The sequence below is a fragment of the Desulfosporosinus metallidurans genome, from assembly GCF_001936615.1.
GTDB classification, from domain to species: domain Bacteria; phylum Bacillota; class Desulfitobacteriia; order Desulfitobacteriales; family Desulfitobacteriaceae; genus Desulfosporosinus; species Desulfosporosinus metallidurans.
Genome location: NZ_MLBF01000142.1, coordinates 1 through 1684, shown reverse-complemented (window position 1 = coordinate 1684; position 1684 = coordinate 1). Strand labels below are relative to the sequence as shown.

The 1684-nt window shown below is 44.7% G+C and carries 1 protein-coding gene; it reads left to right on the top strand.

All coding sequences use genetic code 11. The features are described from left to right. Positions 1-1613, top strand: a 1613-nt coding sequence (locus DSOL_RS25980) for a reverse transcriptase/maturase family protein (protein ID WP_075367583.1), incomplete at its 5' end; no start/stop codon positions are given. Between the last annotated feature and the right edge of the window lie 71 nt (positions 1614-1684).

Here is a 1684-nt window from a genome sequence, read left to right as displayed (position 1 = left end):
TTATCGATCGATTAAAAAAGGAAACCTATCGTTTTGCGCCCGTCAGACGTGAGTATATCAAGAAAAAAGGCAGTAAGAAGCAACGCCCTCTCGGACTGCCAACTTGGTCGGACAAATTACTTCAAGAAGTCATTCGTCTGATTCTGAATATCTACTTTGATCCGCAATTCAGCAACGCTTCTCACGGTTTTCGTTCCAATCGAGGATGCCACACAGCCCTTGATTCTATTCGTGCTAAAGGTGGCTGGAAAAGCGTGAAATGGTTCGTTGAAGGCGATATCCGCGACTGTTTTGGCAGTATCGATCACAGCATTCTACTCGGAATTCTGGCTGCAAAAGTGAAAGACAATCGCTTCGTGAGACTGATGAAACGCTTTCTGGAATGTGGGTATATGGAAGACTGGAAATATAATTCTACCCTAAGCGGATGCCCGCAAGGGGGGATCTTAAGTCCTTTGCTATCTAACCTCTATATGGACAAGTTTGACCAGTTTATGGAGAAACACATCCTCCCCGTCTATAACTACGGGGGCAGAAGGACAGAGAACAAAACCTACAAAGCGCTGAGCAACCAGATTAAAAAACACATGCGCCATCAAGACTGGAAGATAGTAAAGGAACTCAACAAGCAGAGACAGTCCATGCCTTCCAAAGATGCGTTTGACCCGGCATTCAGACGACTCTATTACATCCGCTATGCGGATGATTGGTTGTTGGGCGTTTCAGGCCCCATGCAGGATGCGATCAAGGTCAAGGAACAAATTAGAACCTTTCTCGTGAGTGAACTAAAATTAACGCTTAGCGAAGAAAAGACCTTGATTACCCATGCGAAAACCGAAAAAGCGCGATTTCTCGGTTATGACATCCACGTACTGCATCAGGATACGAAACATGACAAACGAGGACAACGCAGCATCAATGGGGTGATCGGATTTCGCGTTCCAGACGAGAAGATGAAAGACAAAGCAAGACAATATAAGAAGAGCGGAAAACCAACTCATCGAAAAGAGCGGACGGTCAACTCCGATTTTGATATTATTGCCCAATACCAGTCCGAATTTCGTGGATTCGCTCAATACTATCTGCTTGCCTATAATGCTCATCAGTTACATGGTCTCAAGAGAACAATGGAATTGTCTTTAGCACGTACCCTTGCGAATAAGTTCAAAACGACGGTCAACAAAATCTTCAAGATGTACAAAACGACTCGCGAAACGGACGGACAAAGTTACAAGGTGCTTCAAACGGAAGTGAAACGGGAAGAAAAAAAGCCGTTGGTCGCTTATTTCGGAGGGTTTAAGCTCGGATACAAGAAGGATGCCGTAATTGTGGACGCATTACCGACAGGAAAAGTGTTCAGCATTAAGAGCCAACTTATTGATCGTCTGATGAACGATACGTGTGAGTTATGTGGATCAAGTGGAAATATTGAAATGCACCACGTCAAGAAACTGAAAGACCTCGAAAGTAACGGTAGAAAAGAAAAACCGGAATGGATGAAACGAATGATGGCAATGAGAAGGAAAACACTCGCAGTATGTCTCGAATGCCACACCAAAATCCACTCAGGTAAATATGACGGTAAGAGATTTATAAACGCTAATGTCGGCTGATAGTTAATCACTGGCGAGCGGAGTGCACAGGAAACTTGCACGCTCCGTTCTGAGAGGGGGTGCAGCGACAC